The sequence below is a fragment of the Micromonospora sp. R311 genome (assembly GCF_056780015.1).
In genome coordinates this window covers 1-629 of sequence record NZ_JBSWCE010000122.1, presented here as the reverse complement: position 1 = coordinate 629, position 629 = coordinate 1, and the positions used below count along the sequence as shown (strand labels likewise).

General features: G+C 68.4%; 1 protein-coding gene. It reads left to right on the top strand.

Annotated elements, in window-relative coordinates; translation table 11 throughout:
- On the top strand, positions 1-629 hold a 629-nt coding region (locus AC1WTP_RS34465; RefSeq protein WP_481653385.1), incomplete at both ends, for a HAMP domain-containing protein.

Here is a 629-nt window from a genome sequence, read left to right as displayed (position 1 = left end):
GTCAACACGATGGTCGACCAGCTCTCGTCGTTCGCCGACGAGGTGACCCGGGTGGCCCGCGAGGTGGGCACCGAGGGCAAGCTGGGCGGCCAGGCCCAGGTGCGCGGGGTGGCCGGCACCTGGCGGGACCTGACCGACAACGTGAACTCGATGGCGTCGAACCTGACCGCCCAGGTGCGCAACATCGCCCAGGTCTCCACCGCGGTGGCCAAGGGTGACCTCTCGCAGAAGATCACCGTCGACGCGCAGGGCGAGATCCTGGAACTCAAGTCGACGGTCAACACGATGGTGGACCAGCTCTCGTCGTTCGCCGACGAGGTGACCCGGGTGGCCCGCGAGGTGGGCACCGAGGGCAAGCTGGGCGGCCAGGCGCAGGTCAAGGGCGTCTCCGGCACCTGGCGGGACCTGACCGACAACGTGAACTCGATGGCGTCGAACCTGACCAGTCAGGTGCGCAACATCGCCTCGGTCACCACCGCGGTGGCCAAGGGTGACCTCTCGCAGAAGATCACCGTGGACGCGCAGGGCGAGATCCTGGAGCTGAAGTCGACGGTCAACACGATGGTCGACCAGCTCTCGTCGTTCGCCGACGAGGTGACCCGGGTGGCCCGCGAGGTGGGCACCGAGGG